The organism is Arthrobacter zhaoxinii (assembly GCF_025244925.1).
Classification (GTDB): domain Bacteria; phylum Actinomycetota; class Actinomycetes; order Actinomycetales; family Micrococcaceae; genus Arthrobacter_B; species Arthrobacter_B zhaoxinii.
Map to the genome: position 1 here is coordinate 1,315,281 of NZ_CP104275.1, position 22,682 is coordinate 1,337,962.

Here is a 22,682-nt window from a genome sequence, read left to right on the forward strand (position 1 = left end):
TGGCGGAAGTCGAACTGCATAGACTGAAGAGCGTGACTCACTTCGATTTGGCAATCATTGGCTCCGGCTCCGGCAACTCGCTCATCACCCCGGACTGGGACGGCAAGAAGGTAGCGATCATCGACGGAGGCACGTTCGGAGGAACGTGCCTCAATGTCGGCTGCATCCCCACCAAGATGTTCGTGTACCCCGCCCAGCTGGCCGCCGCCGCCGTCGACGGCGCCCGGCTGGGCGTGGACTCGGTGACGACCGGGGTGCGGTGGCGGGATATCCGCGACCGGATCTTCTCGCGGATTGACGCCATCTCCGACGGCGGGCGCCGCTACCGGGACGAGGAGCTCGAGAACGTCACCCTCTACAGCGAATACGTCCGCTTCGTCTCTCCGCACGCCCTGGTGACGGCGTCGGGGGAAAAGATTACGGCCGACCAGATTGTCGTGGCCGCAGGCTCCCGTCCGGTCCTGCCGGATGTGCCGGGGATGGACCTGCCGCAGGTCCATACCTCGGACACGGTGATGCGCATCGATGATCTGCCGGCCCGGGTGCTGATCATCGGAGGCGGATACATCGCCGCGGAGTTCGGGTTCGTTTTCTCCGCTTTCGGTTCGGACGTCACCGTGGCCGTGCGGTCGGGCGCGCTGCTTCGTTCCCTGGACGCCACGGTGTCCGAGCGCTTTACCGCGGAGGCGTCCAAGCAGTGGAACCTGCAGCTGAACACCACCGTGGACTCACTGGTGGAAAATGCGGACGGGTCGGTGCATGCCGTGCTCTCCGGTCCCGCCGGTGAATCGGCACTGGACGTGGATCTGGTGCTTGTGGCCACCGGCCGGACACCCAACACCGACCGGCTGGACGTCGCGGCGGCCGGTTTCGACGTCACCGGGGACCGGCGCCTGGCGGTGGACAGCTACGGACGTGTGCTGGCAGCCGGTGCGCCCGTCCCGGGGATCTGGGCGCTGGGCGACGTCAGCAGCCCCTACCAGCTCAAGCATGTGGCCAACCATGAGGCCCGCGTAGTAGCGCACAACCTGGTCCACCCCGGGGATCTGCGTGCCATGGACCACCGCTTCGTTCCGGCGGCCGTGTTCAGCAGCCCGCAGATCGCCAGCGTGGGGATGACCGAGGACGAGGCCCTGGCGGACACGGAAGCCCGCGGCGTCGAACTGGCTCTTGCGGTCCAGGAATACGGGTCGACGGCGTACGGCTGGGCCATGGAGGACTCGACCGGTTTTGTGAAGCTGCTGGCGGAGAAGGAAAGCGGCCGGCTGCTCGGCGCGCACATCATGGGCCATGAGGCGTCCATGCTGATCCAGCCGCTGGTGCAGGCAATGGAATTCGGGCTGGACGCGGCCACGATGGCCCGCGGGCAGTACTGGATCCACCCGGCGCTGACCGAAGTGGTGGAAAACGCGCTGCTCTCCCTGAACACAAAGGAAAAGCCGGGCCCGAACCGTCTCTAGTCGAGGCGGCTCCGGCCCGGCCGGGTGCAGGCGTCAGACGCGCTGCCCGCTGTAGATATCGTCGATGACGTCCGAGAAGTCCCGCAGGACCTGGGCGCGCTTGATCTTCATCGACGGCGTCAGGTGTCCGCTGGTCTCGGTGAAGTCCGTCGGGACCACGCGGAACTTCTTGATGGCCTCGGCGGAGGAGACCTTCTTGTTGGCGCGGTCCACCAGGGCCTGCAGCTCGTTCTGCAGCTCATCGGTTTTGGCAACTTCGGTCACCGTCATGGTGGCCGGCAGCTTGTGGCGTCCCAGCCACCCGGGCAGGGCCTCCTCGTCCACCGTGATCAGGGCCGAAATGAACGGCTTCGCATCCCCGACGACAACGCACTGGGACACAATCGAATCGGCACGGATGGAATCCTCCAGGTGCGACGGGACCACGTTCTTGCCCCCGGCCGTGATGATGATTTCCTTTTTCCGGCCGGTGATCTTCAGGAAGCCGTCGGCGTCGAGTTCACCGATGTCGCCGGTATGGAACCAGCCGTCCGTGAAGGTTTCACCCATCAGCTCAGGGCGGTTGTAGTAGCCCTTCATGACACTGATGCCCTTGGCCAGGATCTCGCCGTCGTCGGCGATCTTCACACTGTTGCCGGGAAGCGGCGCGCCCACCGTGCCCAGCTTGACCAGCTGCGGGGTGTTGGTGGTCAGCGGGGCGGTGGTTTCGGTCAGGCCGTAGCCCTCCAGCACCAGCAGGCCGATGCCGTGGAAGAAGTGCCCCAGCCGTTCGCCCAGGGGAGCTCCGCCGGACACGGCGTATTCCACCTTGCCGCCCATGGCCTCGCGGATCTTGCCGTACAGCAGGCGGTCGAAGAGTGCGTGCCGAAGGGTCAGGCTCAGCGGCACCTTCCCCTCCTGCTTTGCCCTCGACCAGGCCACTGCGGTGGCGACGCCGGCATGGAAGATCTTGCCCTTTCCGCCGTCCTCGGCCTTCAGCATGGAGGCGTTGAAGACCTTCTCCAGCACGCGCGGGACCACCAGGATGAAGCTGGGCTTGAAGCTCTGCAGATCCGGGAGAAGGTTCTTGACGTCGGGGGTGTGCGCGACGGTGGCGCCGGTGGCCACGCAGAGCACGGAGATGAACCGGGCAAGGACGTGCGCCAGCGGCAGGAACATGATGGTCTGCGAGCCTTCGGTCGCCACCTCGGGCTCCGCCAGCTCGGAGTTGCGCGACACGTCGACGAAGTTGGCGTGGGTGAGTTCGCAGCCCTTCGGCTTGCCCGTGGTGCCGGAGGTGTAGATGATGGTCGCCAGGTCCGCCATCTGCGCGGTTGAGCGCCGTTTCTCGAGATCTTCATCACTCACCGAGGCGCCCTCGGTGCGCAGCGCATCCAGCCCGCCGCCGTCGATCTGCCAGACATTGGCGACCATGGAAAGGTCCTCATCGGCCGCCGCCGTGCGGACAATGTTCTCGTGTCTGGCAGCCTCCACCACAATGCCGACGGCACCGGAATCACTGAGGATCCAGGCGACCTGCGAAGGGGAGGAGGTTTCATAGACCGGAACCGGAACGGCTCCGGCGAACCAAAGGGCAAAGTCCACGAGGGTCCACTCGTACCGGGTCCGGGACATGATGGCCACACGGTCGCCTGCCTTGACACCGCTGGCCATAAAGCCCTTTGCCAGCGCCCGGACGTCCTTGGTGAATTCCGTGGCACTGATCCGCTGCCATTCGCCCTGGCCGTTCCGGACGGCAAAGAGAGCGGGGTTGCTTGGCTTGGCTGCCTGATCGAGCAGCATGTTGGTGATGTTCGTCTGCGGCGGGGACTCCGCTAGGACGGGAACACTGAATTCTCGCACGATAGCTCCTTTGATATCCGTTACGCCCGTAGGCACTGTTCAGCCTATAACCTAGATCACATTTTCATACCCATCGGTAACCTTGCGGATCGATAACGAACGCGTCGCTGCTCTTGCCGTTTCCCTAGAATAGGTTTCTGATGCGTCCAGTTACCCCAGCACCCGTTCCCCGATCCCTTTCCACCCCGCTCCAGCGCCGGCAGGCGGAGCCGTTCCGGACCCGCAGGCCCATGCGGCTGCCCAACCGGATGCGGCGGCGGGGCCTGGCCATCGGCATCGATATCGGCGGAACCAAAGTCGCCGCCGGGCTGGTCGACGGCGACGGCCGGGTCCTGAAGCAGGCACGCCGTTCGACGCCCGGCCAGGATCCGCGCGAAGTCGAAGCAGTCATCGTGGACCTGGTCCGGGAACTGTCCGCCGATCACCACGTGTGGTCCGTGGGAATCGGCGCGGCCGGGTGGATGGACCTCGCCGGCAGCACGGTCTTGTTCAGCCCCCATTTGGCCTGGCGCAACGAGCCGCTGCGCGAGAACCTGGAGCGGCTGCTGCGCCGCCGGGTCTTCCTGGTCAACGACGCCGACGGCGCCGCCTGGGCTGAATACCGGTTCGGAGCCGGCGCGGGGGAGAGCAGGATGGTCTGCATCACCCTGGGCACCGGAATCGGCGGGGCGATGGTGCTCGACGGCCGCCTCGAACGCGGCCGGTACGGTGTGGCGGGCGAGTTCGGCCACCAGATCATCATGCCCGGCGGGCACCGCTGCGAATGCGGCAACCGCGGCTGCTGGGAACAATATGCATCGGGCAACGCCCTGGGCCGGGAGGCCCGGGAGCTGGCAGCGGCAAACTCGCCGGTGGCCTCGGAACTGCTCCGGGCGGTGGACGGCGATGCGAATCGGGTGACCGGCGCCGTCGTTACCCGCCTCGCCCTCGAGGGCGATCCGGCCTGCGTGGAACTGCTGGATGAGGTGGGGCAGTGGCTGGGGCTGGGGCTGGCTAACCTGGCCGCGGCCCTTGACCCGGGGATGTTCGTCATCGGCGGCGGGCTCAGCGATGCCGGTGACCTGCTGCTGGAACCTGCCCGGCGGTCCTTTGCCCGGAACCTCACCGGTCGCGGTTTCCGCCCGGCGGCCGGGATGGAGCGTGCCGCCCTGGGTCCTGCGGCGGGAATGATCGGCGCCGCCGACCTGTCCCGGATCGCCGCACGCCGCTGAGCCGCGGCGTCCCGTTGCGGGAAGGCCGGGCCTAGACGGCGGCGCCGTCGTCGCCCTCATCACGGTGCTGGGGTAGTCGGAAAAGCAGGTAGCCGGCCGATCCGGCGAAAACCGCAATGGTTCCCAGGATGACGGCCAGGGGTGCATCGCGCCAGAACATGGCGAACACCAGGAGCAGCAGCGGCCCGGCCAGTGTGCCCAGCCAGCTGAGCACCACCAGCGGTTCGCCCATGCCGAGGGGAGGAGGTTCCGGCGGAACAAAACCGCCGTTGTCGTCCCCGTCATCCTCCGCTGTATAGTCCCGCGGTCCCGCCGCTGCCAGCGGCTGGTTCCGGAAGATTGCCCGCGTACGTTCGGCCGGAGAGGGTTCGGCCGGAGACGGTGCCGCCGGTTCAGGGGACGCTCCGGTCTTTCCGGTGTCCCGGCCGCCGGATCCGTCCGCGGATTCGTCCGGAGCGCCCGGCGGGTCCGGCTCGGGCTGCACGGGATCGGCGGCGTCCATGTGCTCCAGCCGGGCCACCAGATCCAGCCAGACTTCCTCGTCCGTTGACTTGTTGTGGTCCGGCTCGCGTTCGCTCATGCCCGGACCCCGGAGCTGACGTGTTGGATGAACTCGTGCGACCGTTCAAAGATGAGCGGGGCATCGTGGTCCATGGTGGCCACGTGGTAGCTGTTCTCCAGCGGTACCACCTCAAGTTCCGCGTTCAGCAGGCGGCGGCGGAGCACCTCCATGCTCGACTCCGGCACCACCGCATCCACCCGTGAACGGAAGGCCAGTACAGGGGCGGTAACAGCCGGCAGCGAGGCGGCAGTATCGCGGAAAAGCTGCCGCAGTTGGTGCACGGCACCCACCGGCGTCCGGGGGTACGCGCCTTCATCCTGCCCTGGAAGCCGGATGTCGTTGCCGATGGCGGGGACCGATTTCAGGAAGTACTTGAGCACGCCCGAATAACGGGCCCGGGGGTCGCCGAACGTCAGGCCGGGGTTAACGACGGCGACGCCGGCCACCGGCTGGCGTGCTGCCAGCCGCAGCGCCAGGGCACCGCCCATGGAAAGACCGCCGGACACAACACAGCTTGTCCGCTCCCGCAGGGTGAAATAGGCGGTTTCGTATTCCTCGTACCAGCGCTGCCACGGCGTCCGTTGCAGCTCCTGCCAGCTGGTGCCGTGCCCCGGCAGCAGCGGCAGGCTCACGGCGTAGCCGCGGTCCGCGAGGTAACGGGCCCAAGCCGCCAGGCTCACCGGGGAGCCGGTGAATCCGTGGCTGAGGAGCACGCCTACGCCCGCGTTGGCGCCGTGCCCCTCGGAGGAAAAGGCAGCAGCGCCGGGGGAGGAAGTCATGTGTCTATGGTTGCATTAGCGGGGGCCTTTTGGACCCCGAGCGGCGGAAACTATCCGCAGGCACGGTACGCGCAAAGTTAACCAGCAGGGATAAGCACGCATACAGTAGAGTCTGGGGAACCAATCGGGTCCCTAGTTATTGTCTTGTCCGGACAGGAGATCAAGCCGCGTGTTCTATTGGGTGATGAAGACGATATTCATCGGGCCGGTGGTGAATCTTCTCTTTCGGCCGTGGGTCAAGGGAATGGACAACATTCCCGAATCCGGGCCTGCCGTCCTGGTGAGCAATCACCTGTCGTTCTCCGATTCGATCTTCCTTCCGCTGGCCGTGCCCCGGCCGGTGAGCTTCCTCGCGAAGAGCGAGTACTTCAACGGCAAAGGCATCAAGGGAAAGCTCACTGCCACGTTCTTCCGCCTTGCCAACCAGCTGCCCATGGACCGTTCCGGCGGGGCGGCTTCTGCCTCCTCGCTGAAGGCCGGTGTTGACGTACTGGAGAACGGCGGACTCCTGGGCATCTACCCCGAAGGAACCCGCAGCCCGGACGGACGCCTCTACCGCGGCAAGACCGGTGTGGCCAAGCTGGTGCTGTCCACCGGTGTGCCCGTCATCCCGGTGGCAATGATCGGCACCGATAAGGTCCAGCCGATTGGACGGCGGCTCCCCAATATCCGCCGGATCGGCATCATCGTAGGCGAACCGCTCGACTTCTCGCGGTACGCCGGGCTCGAGAATGACCGGTTCATCCAGCGGTCCGTCACCGACGAGATCATGTATGAACTCATGCGTCTTTCCGGCCAGGAATACGTGGATGTATATGCCAGCACGGTCAAGGAGAAGCTGGCCGCACGCAAGGGCGGCAAAGCTGCCGAGGCGCGGGGTGCGGCGGTGCGCCTTACCGCCGGCTCCGACTCCGGTGCGGGAACCCCCGACGCCGGCCCGGAGCTCCCCGCCGATGCGGGCGGCAAGCGTCCCGGTTCCGTCACCGTCATCGGCTCGGCTACGGCAAAAGACTCCGGCACGGCAAAAGGCAGGGACAAGGCCCGGAAGCATGGCGACGCCGGCGCCGCCGTGGCTGAAGCGGGAACCACGCTCCGGAAGAAGTTCCGGAGCCGGATGCCCCGAACCAACGGTGCCCGTACCGCCGGTTCCAGTGAGACCGGAGCCGACGCTGCCCGTACTGCCGGCGACGACCGCGACACGGATCCGCGTTCCCACACCGCTTAGGTCCCCGCGTCCGCGTCTGGCATCCCCGCGTCCGCGCCTAGGTCTCCGCGTCCTCACCTAGCTCCCCCGCGTCCGCGGGGTGGAGCCCGTGTTGCGTGCTCCGAAGGCAATTGTGACGGTGTTGTTTGCTCCTGCTGGGCAACAAGTACGCTTAAGCCGTGACTGACACACCCGTACACCGCGAGTCCATTCCCACCATGCTCTCCGGCGCGGCGGCGACCTCCGCAAGCCACCCCGAGCTGGACAACTGGCGTTCCCTGCCGATTTCCCAGCAGCCGTCCTGGCGCGGCGACCCCGGCTATGACGCTGCCATTGCCGAGCTCTCCATGGTTCCGCCGCTGGTCTTCGCAGGCGAAGTAGATGTGCTCCGGGGCCGTCTGGCCGAGGCCGCGCAGGGCCGTGCCTTCCTCCTGCAGGGCGGCGACTGCGCCGAGACCTTCGAGGCCGCCACTGCAGACAAGATCAGCGCCCGCGTCCGGACGCTGCTCCAGATGGCCGTCGTCCTGACCTACGGCGCCTCCGTTCCCGTGATCAAGATGGGACGGATGGCCGGCCAGTTCGCCAAACCGCGCTCGTCCAATGATGAAACCCGGAACGGCGTGACGCTGCCCGCCTACCGCGGCGACATGGTCAACGGCTACGACTTCACTCCCGAGTCCCGCAGGCACGACCCGGCACGGATGGTGCGTGCCTACCACACGTCCGCCTCCACGCTGAACCTGATCCGTGCCTTCACCCAGGGCGGTTTCGCCGACCTGCGGCTGGTGCACCACTGGAACAAGGGCTTCACCTCCAATCCCTCACACTCCCGCTATGAATCCCTCGCCCGGGAGATTGACCGGGCCGTCCGGTTCATGGACGCCTGCGGCGCTGACTTCGAGGCACTGAAGCGCGTTGAGTTCTTCGCCAGCCATGAGGCGCTGCTCCTGGACTACGAACGTGCACTGACCCGCGTGGACTCCCGCACCGGCCAGCCGTACGACACCTCCGGACACTTCCTGTGGATCGGGGAGCGGACCCGCGACCTGGATTCCGCGCATGTGGACTTCCTGTCCCGGGTGCGCAACCCCATCGGTGTGAAGCTGGGCCCGTCAACCAGCGCCGAAGACGCCCTCGCCCTGATCGACAGGCTTGATCCGAACCGCGAACCCGGACGGCTGACCTTCATCACCCGGATGGGCGCCCGGAACATCCGCGAGAAGCTGCCCTCCCTGGTGGAGAAAGTGACCGCCTCCGGCGCCCAGGTGCTGTGGGTGACGGACCCCATGCACGGCAACACCGTGACGTCGCCGAACGGCTACAAGACCCGCAACTTCGACGATGTGATGGACGAGGTGCGGGGCTTCTTCGAGGTGCATGATTCGCTGGGGACATTCCCCGGCGGCCTGCACGTGGAAATGACGGGCGACGACGTCGCGGAGTGCCTGGGCGGCGCGGACCCCGTTGACCAGGAGGCCTTCGTTGAGGGCTACGAATCGGTCTGCGATCCGCGGCTGAACCATATGCAGTCCCTGGAGATGGCCTTCCTGGTGGCCGGCGCCCTGTCCCGCAGGAGCTGATCCAGGGCCCTGGCCCCGGGGGCTACACCACCTTCAGGATGACGGTGGAGCCCTCGGGGGCGGTTCCGGCGCCCGGGTCCTGGTCCCGGACCAGGCCGAGCAGCCCGCCCAGCAGGTTCTCGACCTCCACGGTGAACCCGCGGCTCTCCAGATCGGCGCGCGCAGATTCTGCGCGCTGTCCCACGTAGTTCGGGACCTCGACCATCCGCGGGCCGAGGGAAATGGTCAGGGTGACGGTGGAGCCCCGCTCCAGCAGGCCGGAAGCCGGTGTCTGGGCCACGACTGCACCTGCGGGCACGGAAGCACTGTTCACCTTGTCCGGGGCGACGGCGGCCTTGAGCCCGGCGGCCTCGACGGCCTCCACGGCGGCCTCCTCGCCGAGGCCGGTGACCGCCGGTACCTCAACGGGTGCGGGTCCCCTGGAAACCGTGACGTTCACCTGGGCGTCCAGCCGCAGCAGCGTATCGGGCAGCGGCTGCTGGCTGATGATGCTGCCGGCGGCAACGCTTTCGCTGTATTCCTCGGTGACCGCGCCGAGGGTGAGGTCAGCTTCCTGAAGGTCCGCTCCGGCGGCTTCGAGAGTCCGCTGGACCACGTTGGGCACCGGGAAAAGCTCCGGCCCCTTGGACACGAGCAGGGTCACCGGCTGGAAGCGCCGCACTTCCCGGGGAGCGGCGGGATCAGTGCCCACGGCAAGTCCGGCTGCCACGACTTCATCGAACACCTCGTCGGTGGTATAGGTCAGCCCTGCGTCGCCCAGCTGCGTCCCGGCCTCTTCGACGGCGGTATTGCTGACATCCGGTACGGAGACAAGGGCGCCCGGTCCGGCGCCGAAGAACCAGCCGGCGAAGGCAGCGCCGGCGAGCAGGACCGCCAGCAGCACGGCCACCAGGATGCCTCGCCGCCGGGGTTTGCCGCTGCGGAGGGACATCTGCGGGCGATGGGCTTCACGGTCGTTGTGCCGTGCAAGGGCGCGTTCATCGCGCTTGCTCAGGCGCCGGTGCGGGCCCTGCCCGTCGTCGTCGCCGTCGTCGTACGTTTCATCGTTTTCCTCGGCCGGGTAGTCGTCTGTACCGCGTCCCCCGTCGTGGCTGCCGGGGCGCCCGCCGGCGGGGAATACCGTCGTGGGGTTGCCGCTGCGGTGGATAACCTCGGTGGAGTTGCCCCCGGCCACGTCCGGGTGCAGCGCTGACGTGTCGATGACGCTGGTGGCGGCGCCGGCTCCCGTAAGGACTTCCGTGGCTCCGGACAGGGCTTCGGTGGGGGAGCCGGAGGAAGCCGGACTGCCGTCCGGGTGCGGGGCGCACCGGAAATCCAGCTCTCCGTCGCTCAGGGAGGTGCGGATATGGCGCAGCTCGCCCAGCAGGGCACGGCCGTTGACGGGGCGTTCCTCGGGGTCCTTGGCCGTGCACCAGCGGACCAGGTCGTCCAGGTCCTCAGCCAGCCCGGGGCAGAGGGCGGACGGGGCGGGAACCGAGGAATGGACGTGTGCGAAGGCGACCTGGATGGGGGAGTCCCCGGTAAAGGGCTGCCGGCCCGTGAGCATTTCGTAAAGCATGATGCCGGCCGAGTAGACGTCGCTGCGTTCGTCGGCACCGCCTGCGGTCACGAGTTCGGGGGCCAGATAGGCAACGGTGCCCACGAGTGTGCCGGTATTGGTGCTGGTGGACACGGCACGGGCCAGCCCGAAGTCCGCGATCTTGATCCTGCCGTTGTCCGCAAGGAGTACGTTTTCCGGCTTGACGTCGCGGTGGACCAGCCCGGCGTCGTGTGCTGCGGCAAGTCCTTCAACCACGGCGTCCATCAGTGCCAGTGCGAGGCGCGGCGACAGCGGGCCGCGCTCGTCCATTAGTCCGCGCAGCGTCCGGCCCGGCACATACTCCATGACCAGATAAGCCAGGCTGTCCGTGATGCCCTGGTCCAGGACGCCCACCACATGCGGGTGGGAAAGCCGGGCAGCGGACTTGGCCTCACTTTCAAAGCGCCGAAGGAAGCCGCGGTCCGCAGCAAGGTGCGGGTACAGCACCTTCAGCGCCACGTCGCGGTCCAGTCGGCGGTCGGTAGCGAGGTAGACGCTGGACATTCCGCCGCGCGCCACCAGGGACCTGACGAAGTAACGGTCGTCTACCAGCGTCTCAACGAGGGAGTCTTTCACGGGCTCATGCACTCTTCGATCCTAATGGCGGTACGCGAAAGGGTCCGGATCGACACCCGATCCGGACCCTTCGAGGCACTCGTGGACTGCTCTACCGGAAGGACTCGCGGTGGGCAAGCACCGAGCTCACGTAGCCGCGGGTGTCGGCGAACATGCCGTGCGTGGTGACCGAGTACTGGCCCTGGTAGTACGAGGCAATCGCGTTTTCCAGGCTGTCGCTGCTGCGGATCAGCGCGCTGATGATGGCTACGCCCGCGGTTGCGTTGTCGTACGGATCCAGCAGGTTCAGCTGCCGGCCCACCAGCTGCGAGGCCCATTCCCCGGAGGAGGGGATGACCTGCATGGTGCCGATGGCGTTGGCGGGGGAGACCGCCCGCTGGTCGAAGCCGGATTCCTGGAGCGCAAAGGCCTGCGCCAGGGCCGGATCGACGCCCATCTGCACTGCCGTGTCGGCCACAATCTGCTGCATCTGTGCACGGTCCGGAACCGGCAGCGAATTCAGCGCCTGCTTGTTCAGGTTGGCATCGGCGACCGTGTGCTCGGGGTAGGTGTAGTGCAGGAAGGTGTTGGGCACCAGATCCGTCGGGGCCGCAACGGGCGCCGCAGCCGTGATGCTCACGGTGCCGCCGTCGAGCCGGATCTGCTGGCCGGGACGGATGACCGAGCCCTGGGTCAGGCCGTTGGACGCGAGGACGCCCGAAAGGCTGACACCGTGCTTGGCTGCGATGGCGCCGAGGGTATCGCCCGCGGCGACGGTGTAGCTGGCACCGGCGGCGGGTGCTGTCTGGCCCTGCTCGGGGGCGGCGGGCGTCGCTGACGGTGCCTTGCCGTCGATCCGGATGCTCTGGCCCGGGTAGATAACGGAGGTCAGGCTCAGTCCGTTGGCGGCGAGGATGCTGGAGAGGCTGACGCCGTGCCTGGCGGCGATGGCGCCCAGCGTATCGCCGGAGACCACCGTGTAGGTGCCGGCGGAAGGCGCGGCGGCCGCGGCGGAGGCGGGGGCGGATGACCCGCCCAGGCGGAGCTCGTCGCCGGCGAAGATCAGCGACGTCGGCTGCAGGTTGTTCACGCGCAGCAGGTCGGCCACGGAAAGGCCGTACTGTGCCGCAATGGAACTGACGGTGTCACCGGAAACGATCCGGTGCGTTGCGGGCGCCGCGGACTCGGCCGGCAGTGTTGCGGGCATCTGCGTAGCCAGCTGTGAGGCGGCAACACCGGTGGACGTACCGGTGTTCAGGTTCTTGATGGCCTGCAGGGGAAGCTGCGGGAACAGGGTGTTCTGCGGTGCAGCGGGTGCTGCGGCAGCCGGTTCGGCGAGAGCCAGCGCGGAGATCATCACTGCAGGGATCGCGGCGGTCGTGACGGCAACACTCAGTTTGCGCGGCATTGAGTTGGCACCGGAACGCGCTGTTTGCGGTCCCGTCGTCGACTGAGTGTTCATAGAGTGGTGTTTCCTCATCTGTATGGCGGTCCATTACTTTGCAAATCCTAGGATTCATTACAAGTAATGAAACGGGTGTTACTACTGTTGTTTGAGTGACTGATGGTGTGTTAGTTACTCATGTGATTACAGGTACCCATGTGAATTTACACTAATGAGGCGCACGCACAATACCCGGTGGTGACTTTTGACAAACGGGTTCCGGTGCCGAACGGCAAAGTGGCCCGGGCCGCCCCGGACGTGGCACCCTTGAAGAGTGAATGAACTCGAGGAACTTGTTTCCGACTGGCTGACCCTGCCCGATGTGGCTGAACAACTTGATCTCCCTATTAACAAGGTGCATAGCCTGCTGGAGGAGCGCGCCCTTGTGGCCGTGCGCCTCGGCGAGCGGAAGATCCGCAGTATTCCGGCTGCCTTTATTGCCGACGGCTCCGTGCTGGACAGCCTGAAGGGCACGATTTCCGTGCTCGACGACGCAGGCTTCCACGACGACGAGATGATCCGCTGGCTGTTTACGGCTGACGACACCCTGCCGGGCCGTCCCGTGGACGCACTCCGCGAGGGGCGCAAGACAGAGATCCGCCGCCGCGCCCAGGCTCTGGGCTGGTAATAATTCCACCCGCAGTACCTAAATAGGGAGCTTCCCGTCAGCAGACGGGAAGCTCCCTATTTATATGCACACTTAGTACTGGGTGTTTTGGTTTAGGCGCTGCGTTTTACCGCCGAGTGCGCCAGGGCGTCCAGCGCCGCTCTGGGGACATCGTCAAGGGGGAGTGCGGCCAGGGCGGAAAAAGCTGTTTCCGTATGCTGCGAAATAAGTGCCTCGGTTGCCTCCAGCGCCCCCGTGTCCAGGAGGATCGCCCGCAGGCGGGCCACGCCGTCGTCGTCCAGGTCCGGATCCCCAAGCCGGGCGGTGATCTCCTTCCGCGCGTTCTCGCTGCCGCCGGAGAGGGCATAGGCAATCAGGACCGTGCGCTTGCCCTCGCGCAGATCGTCGCCGGCCGGCTTGCCCGTTGTCTGCGGATCCCCGAAGACGCCCAGCACATCGTCCCGAAGCTGGAAGGCTTCGCCCAGGGGCAGGGAGAAACGGGAATATCCGGCCAGAAGATCTGCCCCGGCGCCGGCCAGGGCGCCGCCAAGAGTCAGCGGATGCTCCGTGGTGTACTTCGCGGCCTTGTAACGGAGGATGTTCAGGGCCCGTACCACGGCATGTTCGGGATCGTGTCCGGGGCCGACTACCTCTTCCAGGATGTCAAGGTACTGCCCGGCCATGACCTCGGTGCGCATCCGGTTGAAGATCCGCCGCGCTTCGGTGCCGTGCGCGGCGCGCGGGCCCACTGCGGAGAACATTTCTTCGCTGAGGGAAAGGCAGAGGTCGCCCGCAAGGATGCCGGCGGACGAGCCGAAGTGGGATCCGTCCAGGTGCCAGTCGGAGTCTGCGTGCGCCATGGAGAAGATACGGTGGACACTGGGCCCGCCCCGGCGGGTATCCGACCGGTCGATGATGTCGTCGTGGATCAGCGCCGCGCTCTGGAACAGTTCCAGAGCCACGCCGGCCCGGACGGCTTCCGGGTGCAGGGGAGCGCCTCCTGCGCCGCGCCAGCCCCAGTACGAGAGAAGGGCGCGCAGCCGCTTTCCGCCTTGGGCGAGGTTGTGCACCGCGTCCAGCAGGGGCAGCGCCTCGGCCGAGATTCCGGCGAGGACGGTTTGCTGGAGCGCCAGGAAATCCTCGAGCTCCGCGCCGAGCAGGCCCCGGTATGCCGACTGTTCCTCCTGCGCGGTTTCGACGGGGGTAAAGGTCACGGTTATTTCGCCTTTTCTGCGAGCACCGTCGCGCCGACAGTCACAGTTGCCGGGCCGCCGTCCTGGGCAATAGCCGTGATGTTGACGGTTTCGGGGTCCCCGGCGCCGGTCCGGACGTAGTCACGCGAAGAGGGCGAGCCGGGGGCCGCTTCCGCTGCAGTGAATCCCTGCGCGGTGAGCTTTGCATCGTAGAAAGCGAGGATCTCGGCGGCGGGTGCGTCCGAGGACTCCACGAGGACGGCGGTGAGGGTGCCGTTGGCCCGGTCCACTGTGCTCGAAAGGATCTCTGCGCCGTCCAGAACCGGAATGAGCGTGGAGGGGAAGTCCTCCGCGAGGGCGACGGGCGAAGCCGACGGCGAAGGGGAACCTGCTGTCCCGGAAGCGGGGGATGAGGCAGCCGAAGCAGTGCCGGACGGGGAAGCGCTGCCCTCCCCGGAGCCGGTGGAACATCCGGCGGCCGCCAGGATCAGGGCCGCGGAAGAGAGCATCGTGAGGGTGTTTTTCATCGGGTTCCGCTTCAGTGGGGGGCAGGGTCCTGCCACCCAGTCTAGGCGAACCGGAAACCGTCCCGGGGGGGAGAGTGCGGGCCGGCGGATAAGCGTGCTCCTGCAGGCAACTCCGGAAAGGGGGTGGGGCTGGCTACGATGAGGGAGTGAGTAATGGTTCAGAGGCCGCCGGCGGCAACCGCGACTGCACCATAATGCACGTGGATATGGATGCCTTTTATGTCTCGGTTGAGCTCCTCAAGCGGCCGGACCTGATAGGCAGGCCCGTCATTGTAGGCGGACTGGGAGGACGGTCCGTAGTCCTGTCAGCCTCCTACGAGGCAAGACGTTACGGAGTCCGCTCGGCCATGCCCATGGCAGTGGCCCGCAGGCAGTGCCCGCAGGCAGTGGTCCTGGAGCCGCACCAGGACGTCTACCGGACCTTCTCAGGGCAGCTGATGCAGATCTTCGAGTCCATCACCCCGCTTGTGGAACAGCTCAGCGTGGATGAGGCCTTCCTCGATATAGCCGGATCCATGCGCAGGCTCGGACCCCCGCGCGTCATCGGGGAGCTCATCCGCAAGCGCGTCGCCGACGAGCTGGGCATGACTGCCAGTGTCGGCATTGCTGCGACCAAGTTCGTAGCCAAGATTGCTTCCACCCGCTGCAAACCCAACGGATTGCTGCTGGTACCCAAGGAACAGACGGTGGACTTCCTGCATACCCTCGATGTGTCCGCGCTGTGGGGAGTCGGGGCCAAGACCCGCGAAGTGATGGCACGGGTCGGGATCGCCACTGTTGCCGACGTCGCCAATACTCCGCCGACCGTGCTTCGCCGGCTGCTCGGCGCCGTGGGTGACCACGTGTACGAATTGTCCTGGGGGCGGGATCCCCGGGCGGTAACCCCGGTGCGGAGGGAAAAGAGCATCGGCGCAGAGGAAACCTTTGCCTCGGACGTCAGCGACGACGACATACTGCACACAGAACTGCTTCGGCTCGCGCACCGCAGCGCTGTCCGCCTGCGGGCCGCAGGTCTCCAGTGCAGGTCGGTCTCCCTGAAGCTGCGCTACGCCGACTTCACGACGCTGACGCGCACACGCACCCTTCCCGAGCCGGTGGACAGTGCACAGATGATTTACGAGACGACCAAGGGGCTGCTGGCCGCACTGGGGCCGCGGCCCCAGAGTGTCCGGCTGATCGGCCTGCGGGCGGAACAGCTTGAGTCCGCCGAAGGTGCTGCCATGCAGTTGACGCTGGACGGGCGGGAGGACAGCTGGCGTTCGGCCGAGGATGCCCTGGACCGGATCAACCAGCGGTTCGGCGAGCTGGGTGTCGTTCCCGCCCGGCTGATTGCCCCGTCTCCCCGGAAGCCGCCTGCGGAGCCGGACCCGTCCCCGGGAGGCGCTTCCGGCGGGCCCGGGCAGCGTCCCGGATAGGCCGTGCCGCGGTCCGGACCGGCCGCCCGGCCGAATACGTAGATCCGCCGCTTTCGTGCTGACCCGTTGCCCCCTATCCTTGGACTAAGTGCAAAGCAGCAGCGGGCCTGGGCGGGAACATCCGGCGCCATACGTTCGTTGGTTGGTTTACAGGGGCAGAACCGGACGGCAAGGAGGCAGTAATGGCACTGTCGGAACACGAGCAGCGCTTGCTGGATCAGCTGGAGCAGCAATTACACGCCGAAGATCCTAAATTCGCGAACTCAATGGCGACGTCCGCCGGCCGGGGGATCTCGACAAGGCGCATCGTACTTGGCGCCCTGCTGGCTGTTGTCGGGCTGGGCGTGCTGCTGCTGGGGATCACGGAAGCGGGGATCCCTGTCGGCGTACTGGGGTTCCTCATCATGGGTGCCGGTGTCTACTACGCAACCACCCGCGGACGGAAGAACCCGCCCACAGCGGCGGACGGCCGCAGGGAGCGTGAGTCCAGTACCCAGCGCGGATTCATGAACAACCTGGAAAACAAGTGGGATGAACGCAAACGCGACCAGCCGTAGGTTCGCCGAACCTCCGCTCCGCAGACTTAGGGCCGGCATTGCCTGACCGCACATGACGGCCGTCCGGCAGGCTGATAAGTTTCAAAAACGGATCCGCTTCGGCGGGTCCTTTTTTGTGCCCGGGGCCAGTCCGGACGCCGTTGCCCGGGTCCCCGGCGGGAGTATTTTCCCCTCCACTGTCCTCCACCGGCAGGCAACCGCACCAGCATGCGGATTTCCGGTCCGACGCGCCGGGAATATAACCGGCGTGGACGTTGACTGTGGAGGGAAGTGGAGTAAAGTGGGGGACATAAGAGGGTAGGGGCGGTACTCGAGGGGTTTACCCCCAATCAGACAGGGCGGTGCGTGATGTTCCTAGGAACACATTCACCGCGTTTGGATGAGAAGGGGAGGCTGATTCTGCCGGCTAAATTCCGCGAGGAACTGGCCGACGGCCTGGTCTTGACCAGGGGCCAGGAGCACTGCATCTACGTCTTCAGCCGGAAGGAATTCGAACGGGTCCACGACCAAATGCGGGAAGCTCCACTTTCCTCCCGCCAGGCGCGTGACTACATTCGGGTCTTTCTGTCCGGGGCCTCTGATGAAGTTCCGGACAAGCAGGGGCGGGTAACCATCCCTCCGGCACTGAGGTCGTATGCAGGACTCGGACGCGAACTGGTCGTCATCGGCGCCGGCACGCGGGCCGAGATCTGGGACGCAACCGCTTGGCAGAACTACCTGGCAGAACAGGAAACCGCGTTTTCGGAAACGGATGAAGACGCGATTCCCGGGATTTTCTAGCAGTACCGGCCCGCATGGGGCCAACCGGGGCCGGGTCTGTAATGAGATCTCCCGCCGCCCCACCGCACGGCCCACCTGGCTTCCCTTCCCCGGAGCCAGGCGGAGCACAGCGGTGAGGCGCGGATGGGGGTCTGATTGCAGAGCCGCGCCGCAAGGCAAACACCACTATGTACGCAAAGGAAGCCTTAGATGAGCGAAGAGCGCCCCACCGAGGAACGGCACGTTCCGGTGCTGCGCGACCGCTGCATCAATCTCCTGGCTCCTTCCATTGAAAGCGCCGTTGCCGACCACGGCCGTGCGGTGGTCGTAGATGCCACTCTCGGCATGGGCGGGCACACCGAAGCCATGCTGCAGCGCTTTCCCCGGCTCCATGTGATCGGTATCGACCGGGACCGCCAGGCGCTGGCACTGGCCGGCGAACGGCTGGAGCCCTTTGCGGACCGCATCGACCTGGTCCACGCGGTGTATGACGAAATAGCAGAAGTCGTAGCCGATCTTGGGTTTGACGGCATCGACGGAGCCCTGTTTGACCTCGGCGTTTCCTCGCTGCAGCTCGACGAGCGGGACCGGGGCTTCGCCTACTCCTACGACGCGCCCCTGGATATGCGGATGGACACCAGCCGCGGACGTACGGCTGCCGACGTCGTGAACACCTACAGCGAAGCCGAACTGGTGGGCATCATCCGGAAGTGGGGCGAGGAGAAATTCGCCGGCCGGATCGCATCGGCCATCGTTGCAGCGCGTGCCGCCAAGCCCTTTACTACTACCGGTGAACTGGTCGAAGCTATCCGCGGCGTTGTCCCGGCAGCCGCCGCCCGCACCGGCGGGCATCCGGCGAAACGGACCTTCCAGGCGCTGCGGATCGAGGTCAACGAGGAACTGGATGTCCTCGAACGGGCCATCCCGGCATCGTTGTCCGTGCTGAATATGGGCGGACGCGTGGTGGTGATGTCCTACCACTCGCTGGAGGACAAGATTGTCAAGGGCATCTTCGCCGCCGGCGCAGCCTCCTCCGCCCCTAAGGGTTTCCCCGTTGAACTTGAACAACACAAGGCCCAGCTCAAGAGGCTGACCAAGGGCACCGAGGTGCCTACGGACGAGGAAATCGCAGAAAATCCCCGTGCAGCCTCAGCAAAGCTCCGCGCAGTAGAACGAATCCGCAAACCCATGGATGGGGCCTGGAAATAATGAGTGAACGTCGGCCATCGGCTCGATTCAACACCGTGGCGTCGAACGCCGTCGTAGGCAATACGGCGCGGGCCCTCGACTGGGATGCGGAGACACCCGCCCCCGTCCGGCGGCGCACTCCGTTGTCGCTGGTGCCTGCTGCCTCGCGCCGCAGGCGCGCCCCCTTTGCCATCTTCTGCTTCGCAGCGCTCGTGCTGGGGCTGGCCTCCGTCCTGCTGCTCAATATCTCGGTGTCGAGCGGCCAGTATGAACTGGTGCAGCTGCAGAGCCAGAAAGCGGAACTGGCCCAGCGCAACGAAGCCCTGACCCAGGACATCGAAAACCACCAGGCACCCCAGGTCCTGGCCGCAGCTGCCGTGGACCTCGGCATGGTTTCCTCCCCGAGCTTCGGCACCATTGACCTCAAGACACTGGCCGTGACCGGCAGCCCCGAGGCCGCCAAGGAAGGCGAGCCCGCGGAACTTCTGATCGGCGCGCCGAATGTCCTCAACCAGCCGGTCATGCCGGCGCCGGCTGCGGTTCCCGCGGAACCGCAGGATACGGTGAGGGCGCTGGAGGAAGAAGAAGCTGCACGCGAAGCAGCCGAAGCGGCCGCCCTGGCCCCGGTCGAGGCGCCGGTGGAGGCGCCCGTGGAGACGCAGGTACAGGCTCCCGACGCCGTCCCCGAAGGGGAGCTTAACGGCGGGACCATCCCCGCACCCGGGCAGCTAAGCGATTACTGACCCAAGCTAGGCAGTTCCCAGAAATTCAGGCAAAACGAGGACACGTTGTGGCAAAAACATCCGGCCCGGACAACCACAGGGTGGCTATTGTTACCGGACGGCTGCGTACCGGTCTGATCCTTGCCCTCGTGCTGCTTGTGGCACTGGGCGTCCGGCTTTTCCATGTCCAGGCGATTGATCCGGACGGCATGGCCCAGAGCGCCGTGGACAACCGGCTCGTGACGGTCAGCGTACCGGCGCTGCGCGGCAGCATCCTCGATTCCAAGGGCAATTACCTGGCCCGAAGCGTGGAGCGGTTCGACATTGTCGTGGACCAGCGCCTCTCACAGGACATCGGCGGGGAATTCAAGCGCCGCGACGCCGAGGGCAAGCTCCAGGACGTGACGTTCGACCAGGCCTTCGGGGAACTGGCGGCCATCCTCGGACAGGATCCTGAAACCCTCCGCTCGGCACTGCTGGGGGAGAAGGGCTTCAACTTCGTTGCCAAGACCGTCACTCCCGAAATCAAGGAGAAGGTCCTCGCGGTAAAGTTCCCCGGCGTCTACGCGGACCGGACCACCCTGCGGACCTATCCCTCCGGCGCCGTGGCAGGTTCCATTGTCGGATTCCTCGGCACCGAGGGGGCGCAGGAAGGCCTGGAGCTGACGCAGGATGAGATCCTCGCCGGCGAGGCCGGCAGCAAGACCTACGAAATCGGCGGCGACGGTATCCGCATCCCGTACGCCACGAATGAGGACGTCCCCGTCCATGACGGGCAGTCCATCAAGCTGAGCATTGACCAGGACCTGCAGTGGTTCGCCCAGCAGACGATTGCCGCCCAGGTGGATGAATATGAAGCCGAATGGGGCAACATCGTGGTCATGGAGGCGGACACCGCGCGGGTGATCGCGCTGGCGGAATCCACCACGGTCGACCCCAACAACCCGGGGGCAACGCCGGCGGACTCCCGCAAGGCCCGGTCCGTGACCGATTCCTTCGAACCGGGGTCCACCACCAAGGTCATCACCATGGCGGCTGCCATTGAGCAGGGCCTCACCACCCCGGAATCACGGTTCGAGCTGGATTCCACCTATACCGTCGACGGCCAGACCTTCAAGGATGCCTTCGAACACGGGACGGTCAAGATGACCGCCTCCGGGATTCTGGCGAAGTCCATGAATACCGGAACGGTGCAGATCGGGCAGCAGCTGACCCCGCAGGAGCGGTACGACTGGCTGCAGAAATTCGGCATCGGCAAGCCCCTTAATGTCGGACTGAACGGCGAGACCGCCGGTCTCCTTCCTGCGCCGGAAAACTGGGACGGCCGGCAGCAGTACACCGTGCTGTTCGGCCAGGGCCTCACCCAGACCGCCCTGCACACGGCAAGCGTCTACCAGACCATCGCCAACGACGGCGTGCGCATCCAGCCGAGCATCATTGACTCCGTCATCACGGAAGACGGCACCGAGGAGCCCGTCGAGAAGGAACCGGGCACGCGGGTTGTCTCGGAGGAGACCGCCGAGCAGGTCCAGCACATGATGGAGACCGTTACCAAGGACGGTTCCGGCAAAACCGGCGCCCTGAAGCAGTACCGGGTCGGGTCCAAGACGGGCACGGCTGAAGCTCCGGGGCCGAACGGCGGCTATTCAGGCTCCACGCTCTCTTATGCTGGTATTGCACCCATGGATGATCCGAAGTACGTGGTTGTGGTGACCCTCCAGCGGCCCCAGGGCGACCTCTACTACATCATTCCGGGCCAGTCCTTCCAGAAGGTCATGGAACAGGCGCTCGTCAGCAACAACGTGCCGCCCTCCACCGGTGAGCCTGAGACCTACCCCATTGAGTACTAATTCCTGGAGCATTGAAGTGCCAATAAGTGAAAATTCCCCCGCCGGATCCGGTCTCCGTCCAGGTGCCGTGGAGCCGGTCACCGTGCGTGCCGCGGTACAGGCACTGCCGGCGGACCTGCAGGACGTTGCGCCGGCTGCGGGAACGGCGGAATCAGCCTGGGAGACCCGGCTTTCAGGGCTGACCATCAATTCCCGGGAGGTGCTCCCCGGAGACCTGTACGTCGGCGTAGCCGGTGCACGGCACCACGGCGCCCGTTTCGCGTCTGCAGCGCAGGCTTCGGGTGCGGCCGCGGTCCTGACCGACGCAGCCGGCTTGGAACACCTGGCCGGCCTGCAGATCCCGGTCTTCGTGGCCGGGGATGTCCGCCGGCTGGTGGGGCCGCTGGCCGCAGCCGTCTTCAACAGTGTCCCGGCGGAGGGCCCCCGTCCCACCCTGTTCGGCATCACCGGCACCAACGGCAAAACCACCACCTCCTACTTCGTGAACTCGCTGCTGCAGGCACTCGGGCGCACCACGGGGCTGATCGGCACGATCGAGATCCTTGCCGGCGGCGAAGCCATTCCGAGTGTCCTGACTACACCGGAATCACCGCAGGTGCACGGGCTGCTGGCGCTGATGCGCGAACGGAACCTGGACGCCGCCACCATGGAGGTGTCCTCCCACGCGATCACCTACCGCCGCGTGGACGGGGTCCGCTTCGACGTCGCCGGATTCACCAACCTCACGCAGGACCATCTGGACCTGCACGGGTCGATGGAGGAGTATTTCGCCGCCAAGGCAGCACTCTTCCAGCCTGACCGTGCCCGCCGGGCCGTTGTCACCGTCGACGACGAATGGGGAGCCAGAATGGCAGCCCGGGCCGGGGTGCCCGTCCTGACCCTTGCTACCGACGGCACCGCACGCGGCGCGGACTGGTCCGTCACCGGCATCGAGCCCCGCGGACTCGGGCACAGCTTCCTCCTCCGCGGCCCGGAGGGGAAGCAGCTGAGGGTCTCCACGGCCCTGCCCGGCACGTTCAACGTCTCCAACGCCGCGCTGGCCACCCTGATGGTGCTGGCCTCCGGCGTCCCCGCAGACGACGTGCAGCGGGCCCTGGACGCCGGCGACCCGTTTACGGTCGAGGTGCCCGGCCGCATGCAGCTGATCGGTGAAGAACCGGCAGCCATCGTTGATTTTGCTCACAACCCCGATGCGCTGAGCCGCACCCTGGCCTCCGTGCGCCGTCCCGACAGCGACGCCCGCGTCATCATCGTCTTCGGCGCCACCGGCGAACGGGACCAGACCAAGCGCCCGCTGATGGGGGCCATCGCAGCCCGCGGCGCCGACGTCGTCGTTGTCACCGACGACGACCCGCACGGCGAGGACGCCGCAGCCATCCGCTCCGATGTCCTGCGCGGCGCCGAAGCCGCACGGACCGGTGAAGCCCTCGCGTGTGTCATCGAGGAAGTGGCCCCCCGGGCCGCTGCCATCGACCGTGCCGTGGAACTGGCCCGTCCGCAGGACACCGTCCTCGTGGCCGGCCGCGGCCATGAAGTGTGGCAGGAGGTCATGGGGGAGAACCTTGCCCTGGATGACCGGGTGGAGCTGCGCAGGGCTTTGACAAGATACGGATTCACTGCCCTTTCCAGCGACGGGGTAGAGTCCTAA

18 protein-coding genes and 1 pseudogene are annotated in these 22,682 nt (G+C 66.3%); 12 read left to right on the top strand and 7 right to left on the bottom strand.

What is annotated here, in order from left to right; translation table 11 throughout:
- The first annotated feature begins 32 nt into the window (after positions 1–32).
- The gene (locus N2K95_RS06125; RefSeq protein ID WP_260653346.1) at positions 33–1,460 is read left to right on the top strand and encodes a mycothione reductase; all 1,428 of its coding nucleotides are present in this window, start codon (positions 33–35) and stop codon (positions 1,458–1,460) included.
- Positions 1,461–1,493: 33 nt separating this feature from the next.
- Here the strand turns inward: N2K95_RS06125 and N2K95_RS06130 are convergent, their stop codons facing one another.
- Positions 1,494–3,302 (bottom strand): AMP-dependent synthetase/ligase, encoded by a 1,809-nt coding sequence (locus N2K95_RS06130; RefSeq protein ID WP_260653347.1) that lies wholly within the window; start codon positions 3,300–3,302, stop codon positions 1,494–1,496.
- A gap of 230 nt (positions 3,303–3,532) precedes the next feature.
- On the opposite strand from N2K95_RS06130, the gene N2K95_RS06135 reads away from it, so the two are divergent.
- Positions 3,533–4,513 (top strand): ROK family glucokinase, encoded by a 981-nt coding sequence (locus tag N2K95_RS06135; RefSeq protein WP_260653747.1) that lies wholly within the window; start codon positions 3,533–3,535, stop codon positions 4,511–4,513.
- A gap of 31 nt (positions 4,514–4,544) precedes the next feature.
- On the opposite strand, the gene N2K95_RS06140 is transcribed toward N2K95_RS06135, so the two are convergent.
- Both N2K95_RS06140 and N2K95_RS06145 read right to left on the bottom strand, forming a co-directional pair.
- A complete protein-coding gene (locus N2K95_RS06140) occupies positions 4,545–5,093 on the bottom strand; it encodes a hypothetical protein (protein ID WP_260653348.1) in 549 nt (182 codons plus the stop codon).
- Positions 5,090–5,854: an alpha/beta hydrolase gene (locus N2K95_RS06145; RefSeq protein WP_260653349.1), complete on the bottom strand. Its 765-nt coding sequence runs from the start codon at positions 5,852–5,854 to the stop codon at positions 5,090–5,092. Before N2K95_RS06145 ends, N2K95_RS06140 begins: the two co-directional genes overlap by 4 nt.
- 169 nt (positions 5,855–6,023) lie before the next feature.
- On the opposite strand from N2K95_RS06145, the pseudogene N2K95_RS06150 reads away from it, so the two are divergent.
- Together N2K95_RS06150 and N2K95_RS06155 are read left to right on the top strand one after the other, a co-directional pair.
- Positions 6,024–6,704 (top strand): annotated as a pseudogene (locus tag N2K95_RS06150) (lysophospholipid acyltransferase family protein); the annotation flags it as partial.
- 572 nt (positions 6,705–7,276) lie between these two features.
- Positions 7,277–8,638, top strand: a complete 1,362-nt coding sequence (locus tag N2K95_RS06155) for a class II 3-deoxy-7-phosphoheptulonate synthase (protein ID WP_255792847.1) — start codon at positions 7,277–7,279, stop codon at positions 8,636–8,638.
- Between the two features lie 22 nt (positions 8,639–8,660).
- Here N2K95_RS06155 and N2K95_RS06160 read toward each other — a convergent pair whose 3' ends face one another.
- Together N2K95_RS06160 and N2K95_RS06165 are read right to left on the bottom strand one after the other, a co-directional pair.
- Positions 8,661–10,805, bottom strand: a complete 2,145-nt coding sequence (locus N2K95_RS06160) for a Stk1 family PASTA domain-containing Ser/Thr kinase (RefSeq protein WP_260653350.1) — start codon at positions 10,803–10,805, stop codon at positions 8,661–8,663.
- Positions 10,806–10,884: 79 nt separating this feature from the next.
- Positions 10,885–12,234, bottom strand: coding sequence for a lytic transglycosylase domain-containing protein (locus N2K95_RS06165; RefSeq protein ID WP_260653351.1), 1,350 nt, complete (start codon positions 12,232–12,234; stop codon positions 10,885–10,887).
- A 256-nt stretch (positions 12,235–12,490) separates the two neighbouring features.
- Between N2K95_RS06165 and N2K95_RS06170 the strand changes: the two genes are divergently transcribed.
- Positions 12,491–12,844: an Rv2175c family DNA-binding protein gene (locus tag N2K95_RS06170; RefSeq protein WP_229952314.1), complete on the top strand. Its 354-nt coding sequence runs from the start codon at positions 12,491–12,493 to the stop codon at positions 12,842–12,844.
- Between the two features lie 92 nt (positions 12,845–12,936).
- Here the strand turns inward: N2K95_RS06170 and N2K95_RS06175 are convergent, their stop codons facing one another.
- Both N2K95_RS06175 and N2K95_RS06180 read right to left on the bottom strand, forming a co-directional pair.
- Complete coding sequence (locus N2K95_RS06175) at positions 12,937–14,037, bottom strand: polyprenyl synthetase family protein (RefSeq protein WP_407080124.1); 1,101 nt, start codon at positions 14,035–14,037, stop codon at positions 12,937–12,939.
- 2 nt (positions 14,038–14,039) lie between these two features.
- Positions 14,040–14,543 (bottom strand): hypothetical protein, encoded by a 504-nt coding sequence (locus N2K95_RS06180; protein WP_260653352.1) that lies wholly within the window; start codon positions 14,541–14,543, stop codon positions 14,040–14,042.
- Between the two features lie 194 nt (positions 14,544–14,737).
- On the opposite strand from N2K95_RS06180, the gene dinB reads away from it, so the two are divergent.
- From dinB to N2K95_RS06215, 7 genes are all read left to right on the top strand, one after another.
- A complete protein-coding gene (dinB, locus tag N2K95_RS06185) occupies positions 14,738–15,958 on the top strand; it encodes a DNA polymerase IV (RefSeq protein WP_260653749.1) in 1,221 nt (406 codons plus the stop codon).
- Positions 15,959–16,140: 182 nt separating this feature from the next.
- Positions 16,141–16,515, top strand: a complete 375-nt coding sequence (locus N2K95_RS06190; protein WP_255792750.1) for a DUF3040 domain-containing protein — start codon at positions 16,141–16,143, stop codon at positions 16,513–16,515.
- 348 nt (positions 16,516–16,863) lie between these two features.
- Positions 16,864–17,295 (top strand): division/cell wall cluster transcriptional repressor MraZ, encoded by a 432-nt coding sequence (gene mraZ / locus N2K95_RS06195; protein ID WP_260653750.1) that lies wholly within the window; start codon positions 16,864–16,866, stop codon positions 17,293–17,295.
- A 189-nt stretch (positions 17,296–17,484) separates the two neighbouring features.
- Positions 17,485–18,483, top strand: a complete 999-nt coding sequence (gene rsmH / locus N2K95_RS06200; protein ID WP_260653353.1) for a 16S rRNA (cytosine(1402)-N(4))-methyltransferase RsmH — start codon at positions 17,485–17,487, stop codon at positions 18,481–18,483.
- Positions 18,483–19,205 (top strand): hypothetical protein, encoded by a 723-nt coding sequence (locus N2K95_RS06205; protein ID WP_260653354.1) that lies wholly within the window; start codon positions 18,483–18,485, stop codon positions 19,203–19,205. The genes rsmH and N2K95_RS06205 overlap by 1 nt, the downstream gene beginning before the upstream one ends.
- Before the next feature lie 47 nt (positions 19,206–19,252).
- On the top strand, positions 19,253–21,034 hold the full coding sequence (locus N2K95_RS06210; protein WP_260653355.1) for a peptidoglycan D,D-transpeptidase FtsI family protein: 1,782 nt from the start codon (positions 19,253–19,255) through the stop codon (positions 21,032–21,034).
- 22 nt (positions 21,035–21,056) lie between these two features.
- Positions 21,057–22,682 (top strand): UDP-N-acetylmuramoyl-L-alanyl-D-glutamate--2,6-diaminopimelate ligase, encoded by a 1,626-nt coding sequence (locus tag N2K95_RS06215; RefSeq protein WP_407080141.1) that lies wholly within the window; start codon positions 21,057–21,059, stop codon positions 22,680–22,682.